A 6,129-nucleotide genomic window follows, 5' to 3' on the forward strand; every position below is an offset into this window, starting at 1 on the left:
GCCTTCCCGGGGGCCGTTTGGCGCCGCCGCCCGCCCGCCAGATAGAGGTTTGCATGTCGTCCTCCCCCCTGCCCTCCCATCCCCACCTGCCCGCCCACCATAAGGCCATCGACATCACGTCGGAGACCTGCCCGATGACCTTCGTCCGCACCCGCCTGGCGCTGGATGCGATGGAGACGGGGCAGCTCCTGCTGATCCGGCTGAAAGGCGCCGATCCGCTGGCCAACGTGCCCCGCGCCGCCGCCGATCAGGGCCACGACCCGCTGGAGCTGACCGAACAGGCGGACGGCACCTGGCTGCTGGTGATCCAGAAAGGCTGACTCGCGCTCTCCGGCTTTGACCGGAGACAAATTCGCGCTTACATTGCGTAAATGAAACGATTGCGGCGCATGGACGGGCTGCGCGGCATACTGGCCGTGTATGTCTTAGCCGCCCATGCCGTGCCGTTCGCCGCCCTGCCGGGCTGGGCCATAGAGCTGTTCAACCATGGCGAAGCGGCAGTGGACCTGTTCTTCGCCCTCAGCGGGCTGGTGATCGTCAATGCGCTGGAGCGGTTCGACGGGCGGTTTTTCCCCTTCATGGCGGCCCGGGCGCGACGGCTGCTGCCGGCTTATTTCTGCGCCCTCGCCGCCGGTTTTTTGCTCCTCCTGGCCGGAAACCCGCTGACGGCAATGCCCTGGGTGGGGCAAGCGGGGCGGATGACTATGGAGCCGGGCCTGCCGCCGCTCTGGCCCTGGCATCTGGTTGCGCATGTTCTGCTCTTGCACGGGCTGATCCCGCAAAACCTGCTGCCTTATGCCTACATCACCCTGCTCGGCCCGGCCTGGAGCCTCTCCACCGAATGGCAGTTCTATCTCCTGATCGGCCTGCTGGTCCCGCGCCGGCTGGGCCGCTGTGCCCTGGCACTGCTGGCTTTGGGGATTGCCTATCACTGCCTGCCCGCGGTGCAGACCCAGTTCAGCCGCGCCTTTCTGCCGGATGCGGCCCCCTGGTTCGCGCTCGGCCTGGCCAGCGCCGCCTGGCTGCGCGGCAGCGATAGACTGGCCTTGCCCACCTGCCTGCTCGGCACCTGCCTGCTGGGTCTGACCGAAGGGCCGGGAAAGGCTTTGGTCCCCCTCGCCTGGGCCGCGATCATCCTCGCCCAGAACCAGGACTGGGGCGCCCTCCTCGAATGCGGCCCGCTCAAGTATCTCGGCGCGATCTCCTACCCGCTTTACCTCGTCAGCGAGCCGGTGCAGCGCGCCGTGGCGTTGCTGCTGCAACCCGTGCACGACGCCGCGCTGTTCACCGCTTTGTGGCTGCCGCTCGCTCTGCTCACGCCGATTGCCGCGGCGGTCGTGCTGGATCACGCCGTGGATGTAAAAGGAAGGGAAAGGACTACTTTTTGTGAACAAAAAGTAGCAAAAAAACTTTATTATGCTGGGCCATGGGCGTTATCAGCGCCAACGCCCATGGCCCAGCATAACCAAAAATTTTTGCGCCGCTTTTTTCAAAAAGCGGCTACTTTCTTCTACTTGAGGTAATTCCATGCGTCTGAACGGAAAACGCGCGGTCATCACGGGGGCAGGCGGCGGCATTGGCCGCGCCACTGCCATCAAATGCGCTGCCGAAGGGGCGGCGGTGCTCTGCTGCGATATCTTGCTCCCGGCCGCGGAGGAGACCGCCGCGATCATCACCGCGGCCGGCGGCACCGCTGAGGCGGCCGGCGGCGACCTCACGAAGGAAGATGTTTGCACGGCGGCGTTCGCCGCCGGCGCAAAACGGTTCGGCGGCATCGACATCATCTTCAACAATGCGGGCGTCTGCCTGGCCGGCGATGACGGGCCGATGGAAACCGATCTCGCGGTGTGGGAGCGCACCATCGCCGCCAACCTCACCTCGGTTTTTCTCTGCTGCAAGGCCGGGCTCCCGCATCTGCAGGCGGCCGGCGGCGGCGTCATCATCAACAACGCCTCCATCGTCGCTTTGGTCGGCTCGGCCTTTCCGCAAATAGCCTACACCGCCGCCAAAGGCGGGGTGCTGGCGATGACCAGGGAACTCGCCATCATGTACGCGCGACAGAAAATCCGCGCCGTGGCGATCTGCCCCGGTCCTGTGGCAACACCGCTTGTCACCGCCTTCCTCGCCGACGAGGCGGCCTGGCAGCTACGCCGCCGCTACATGCCGATGGGACGGCTCGGCCAGCCCGAGGAAATCGCCAACCTCGTCGCCTTCCTGGCCTCCGATGAGGCAAGTTATATTACAGGTTCCTCATACACGATTGATGGCGGCATCACCGCTTCCTATGTGATCGACGACCGCTAGCCGTCCCCGGCTGTCGCGCCGGATTCACCTCTCCCATGCCGGCTGCGGTCGCAACCAAGAGAGGAAGCCAACATGTTTTACCACCGCAAGGAGCTATTCCGGCCGGTCAACGTGGGCACGCCGGATCCACACTTCGGACAATTCCTGCTCGAACAATTCGGCGGCGCCACCGGTGAACTTACGGCGGCGCTGCAATATTGGGTGCAGTCCTTCCATGTCGAGGACGCCGGCTTGCGCGACATGCTGCAGGACATCGCGCTGGAAGAGTTCAACCATCTCGAAATGGTCGGCCATCTGATCACGCAGCACACGTCGAAAATCGACCAGACCAAGGTCCACCAGGCACCGCTCTTCGCCATGAAGGGCATCGGCCCGCATTTCGTCGACAGCCAGGGCTCGGCCTGGAGCGCAAATTACATCAACGAGGGCGGCAATGTGGTGCGCGACCTGCGCGCCAACATCGCCTCCGAAGCCGGCGCCCGCCAGACCTATGAGGCGCTGATCCACCATACCAAGGATGCCGGCACCATCGAGGCGCTGACGCATCTGCTCACCCGTGAGATCACCCACGCCAACATGTTCATGAAGGCGCTGGATTCCATGGGCAAGCTCGACGACCCGTTCTTTGGCACGATCCAGCCGGACGATACGGTCGAGATCGTCTACAATCTCAGCCAGGGCGGCGATGCGCGCGGCGCCTGGAACGAAGCGCCGTTCAAATACGTCGAAAAACCGGATGCGACAGGCAAGCTGCCGGCCGGGCCGATCAATCCCGACGACGAGCATCGCCGCGGCGCCAAGGCCGTGCGGCATTAGAAAAAAGAAGAAAGGCTACTTTTTGTGAACAAAAAGTAGCAAAAAAACTTTGTTAGCTGGGCCTTGGGCGTTGTCGGCGACATTGCCCATGGCCCAGCATAACAAAAGTTTTTACGCCGCTTTTTTCAAAAAGCGGCTGCTTGGCTTTGCACCAGCGCATGCAGCCGGTGATTAAGCGGCGCCAGCGCCGCCTGGGCATCCTTATAAATGCTGAACAAGTTTGAATAGAAAGCGTGCCGCGCCGGATCCGGCATGGTGGTGTCAACCAGCCGCACGCAGGCCGCCACCGCTTCACGTGGAGAGTTGAACACGCCGGTACCGATGCCGGCCAGCAGCGCCGCGCCGAACGAGGCGTCCGCCGCCTCGGTCCGCTCGATGGTCAGGCCGGTGACATCGGCGATGATCTGCCGCCACACCGCGCTGCGCGCACCGCCGCCGATCAACCTGATGGTGCCGAATTGCAGCCCCAGCCCGCGCGCCGCCTCCAGCAGATCCCGGATGGAAAAGGCGATGCCCTCATACAGCGCCCGGGCGAAATGCGCCTGGGAATGCGAGATGGTCATGCCGATGAAATCGGCGCGCAGCAGCGGGTCCCAATAAGGCGCGCGCTCGCCCTGCAAATAAGGGTGGAACAGCAACCCGTCCGCCCCCGGTTTCACGCCCGCCGCCAGCGCATCCATCGCCTCGAACCCGCCTTGCGCGAACATCAGGTCGCGCAGCCAGCGATGCGCCGAGGCGCAGGAATTGGTGCCCGTGGCGGTGTAGAACATGCCCTCGATGACATGCGGATAGCAGGAGACCGGCGGGTTCACGCTGGGCCCGTCGGTCGCCAGAAACAGCACTCCGGCAGTGGCGAGTTTCACAGCACCTATGCCGGGCTCGACCGCGCCGACACCAAAAAACTCCACAGTGGTGTCGTTGGAGCCGCAGACCACCTTCGTGCCCTCGGCCAGCCCCGTGCGCGCCGCCGCCGCCGCCGTGACCCCGCCCACCACATCGGTCGGCTTCACGATGCGCGGCAGGCGCGCCAAATCCCACCCCGCCAGGGCGGCAAGCTCCGGCGACCAGTCTTTGACGGCGTCATCGGCGAGCAGCGCGCCGACCGCGTCGGAATAATCGGTCTCCCAGGTGCCGGTGAGGCGATAGCGCAGGTAATCCTTGGCCAGATACAAACGCCGCGCGCGGGAAAACACCGCCGGCTCATGCTCACGCAGCCAGGCCAGCATCGCCAGCGTCCAGGTCGGGTTCACCTTGTTCAGCGAGCTGCCGATGATTTGCGCGCCCGCTTTCTCGTGCAGGGAAGCCGCCTGAGCGGCGCTGCGCTGGTCGTTCCACATGATCGCCGGGCGCAGCACCGTGCCGGCCTCGTCGGTCAGCACCGGAATATGCGCGCCTGCCGAAACGCCGATGCCGGTGATATCCCGCCCGGTCAGCCCCGCCGCCGCGAGCGCCCTGGGCACCGCGGCGCAGAGTGCTTCAAACCATTCCGCCGGGTCCTGCTCCGACCAGCCGAATTGCGGCACATGACTGGTGACCGGGTGGCTCGCTTCGCCCTCCACCACGCCGGTCGCGCCGATGATCGTCGCCTTCAGGCTGCCGGCGCCGAGATCGATGCCCAGAAGATGAGAGGCCATGTGTCTATCCTTAAGCGAAGAAAGTAGCCGCTTTTTAAAAAAAGCGGCGCAAAAACTTTTATTATGCTGGGCCATGGGCTTTGTCGGTGACAACGCCCATGGCCCAGATTCATAAAGTTTTTTTGCTACTTTTTGTTCACAAAAAGTAGTCTTGCCTTTCTCCACTCCGAACTTCGTGGAATCCAAAACCGGCGAGGCGTTCGCGCATCGCCTCGCCGACCGGTGCGGCACCGGTGAACCAGGCCGCATCCGACCGCCTTGGCGTCGGGGGGAGTTTCTCGGTCACGGCCAGGGTTTGCCGTGCCACCGGCAAAGCCGGGTCGAACCAGGCGATGTCCGGGTAGAGCGCCTGGAACTCAGGCAGCAGAAACGTGTAATGGGTGCAGCCCAGCGCCACCGCGTCGATTGCAGCGCCCCCGGGCCGGGTGAAAAGCGGCGCCACGGCAGCCGAGGGGTCCACCGCCAAGCCTGCGAATTTTTGCTCCGCCAGCTCGGCCAGGCTCGGCGTGCCCAGCGTATGCACCGTGCAGTCCGCCGCATGGGCTTGCACAAGAGCGGCGAGGTAAGCGCGCCGCACCGTCGCCGCCGTCGCCAGCACGCCGATGTTTTTGGTCCGGCTCGCCGCCGAAGCGGGTTTCACGGGAGGCACACAGCCGATGAAGGGCACCGCATAAGTGGCGCGCAAGGCCACCAGCGCGATCGTGCTCGCGGTATTGCAAGCCACCACCACCGCATCCGGGACAAAACGCTCGATCGCCCCGCCGAGCAGGCGCAGGATATGCGCCAGCAACTCGGCATCCGGCTTCTCGCCATAGGGAAAGAACGCGTTGTCGGCGAGGTAAGTGATCCCCGCCTCCGGCTGCAGCTTGCGAATTTCCCGCACCACACCCAGCCCGCCGATGCCGGAATCGAAGACCAGAAGATTCACCTGCGTCAAAAATCCCCGGTCGGAAATTCCACGTCGCGATGCACATGCACCGACATCAGCACGCCAAAGCCCAGCATCACCGCGGTCAGCGCCGAGCCGCCATAGGAGATCAGCGGCAGCGGCACGCCGCCCACCGGGATCAGCCCCCTCACCATGGACAGGTTCACGAAACAGTAGAGAAAGAAGTTCGCGCCGATGCCGAGCGCCACCAGCCGCCCGTATTGATGCGAGCAACTGATGGCGGTGTAGAGCGCGAGGGCGACGATCGAAAACAGCAGCACCATCACGGCGGCCGAACCGACAAAGCCAAACTCCTCGGCGAGGATGGTGTACACGAAATCCGTCTGCTTCTCCGGCAGGAAGTTCAGCTGGTTCTGCGTGCCGTGCAGATAGCCTTGGCCGGTGAGGCCACCGGAGCCCAGCGCGATCTTCGACTGGATGATGTTG

General features: G+C 64.3%; 7 protein-coding genes. 4 read left to right on the forward strand and 3 right to left on the reverse strand.

Translation table 11 applies throughout. The features are described 5' to 3' along the window. Nucleotides 1-53 precede the first annotated feature (53 nt). From VGG47_RS04220 to VGG47_RS04235, 4 genes are all read left to right on the forward strand, one after another. On the forward strand, nt 54-320 hold the full coding sequence (locus VGG47_RS04220; protein WP_331535758.1) for a sulfurtransferase TusA family protein: 267 nt from the start codon (nt 54-56) through the stop codon (nt 318-320). Between the two features lie 51 nt (nt 321-371). Further along, nucleotides 372-1,523 carry an acyltransferase family protein gene (locus VGG47_RS04225; RefSeq protein ID WP_331535760.1) on the forward strand — a complete coding sequence of 384 codons (1,152 nt, stop codon included), beginning with the start codon at nt 372-374 and terminating at the stop codon, nt 1,521-1,523. Between the two features lie 4 nt (nt 1,524-1,527). Then, nucleotides 1,528-2,304 (forward strand): SDR family oxidoreductase, encoded by a 777-nt coding sequence (locus tag VGG47_RS04230; protein WP_331535762.1) that lies wholly within the window; start codon nt 1,528-1,530, stop codon nt 2,302-2,304. A gap of 72 nt (nt 2,305-2,376) precedes the next feature. Next, nucleotides 2,377-3,120 carry a manganese catalase family protein gene (locus tag VGG47_RS04235; protein WP_331535764.1) on the forward strand — a complete coding sequence of 248 codons (744 nt, stop codon included), beginning with the start codon at nt 2,377-2,379 and terminating at the stop codon, nt 3,118-3,120. A 125-nt stretch (nt 3,121-3,245) separates the two neighbouring features. Here VGG47_RS04235 and xylB read toward each other — a convergent pair whose 3' ends face one another. The 3 genes from xylB to VGG47_RS04250 form a co-directional block, all read right to left on the reverse strand. Next, entirely contained in the window at nt 3,246-4,754 is a 1,509-nt protein-coding gene (gene xylB / locus VGG47_RS04240) for a xylulokinase (RefSeq protein ID WP_331535766.1), read from the reverse strand. A 136-nt stretch (nt 4,755-4,890) separates the two neighbouring features. Further along, nucleotides 4,891-5,682 (reverse strand): glutamate racemase, encoded by a 792-nt coding sequence (murI, locus tag VGG47_RS04245; protein ID WP_331535768.1) that lies wholly within the window; start codon nt 5,680-5,682, stop codon nt 4,891-4,893. 5 nt (nt 5,683-5,687) lie between these two features. Next, nucleotides 5,688-6,129, reverse strand: a 442-nt coding sequence (locus VGG47_RS04250) for an FtsW/RodA/SpoVE family cell cycle protein (RefSeq protein ID WP_331535770.1), incomplete at its 5' end; no start/stop codon positions are given.

It is taken from the genome of Acidocella sp. (assembly GCF_036489515.1).
Taxonomy (GTDB): domain Bacteria; phylum Pseudomonadota; class Alphaproteobacteria; order Acetobacterales; family Acetobacteraceae; genus Acidocella.

Coding starts and splice junctions, on each gene's coding strand:
- VGG47_RS04225 (WP_331535760.1), top strand. CDS start 372: ATGAAACGATTGCGGCGCATGGACGGGCTGCGCGGCATACTGGCCGTG.
- VGG47_RS04220 (WP_331535758.1), top strand. CDS start 54: ATGTCGTCCTCCCCCCTGCCCTCCCATCCCCACCTGCCCGCCCACCAT.
- VGG47_RS04235 (WP_331535764.1), top strand. CDS start 2,377: ATGTTTTACCACCGCAAGGAGCTATTCCGGCCGGTCAACGTGGGCACG.
- xylB (WP_331535766.1), bottom strand. CDS start 4,754: ATGGCCTCTCATCTTCTGGGCATCGATCTCGGCGCCGGCAGCCTGAAG.
- VGG47_RS04230 (WP_331535762.1), top strand. CDS start 1,528: ATGCGTCTGAACGGAAAACGCGCGGTCATCACGGGGGCAGGCGGCGGC.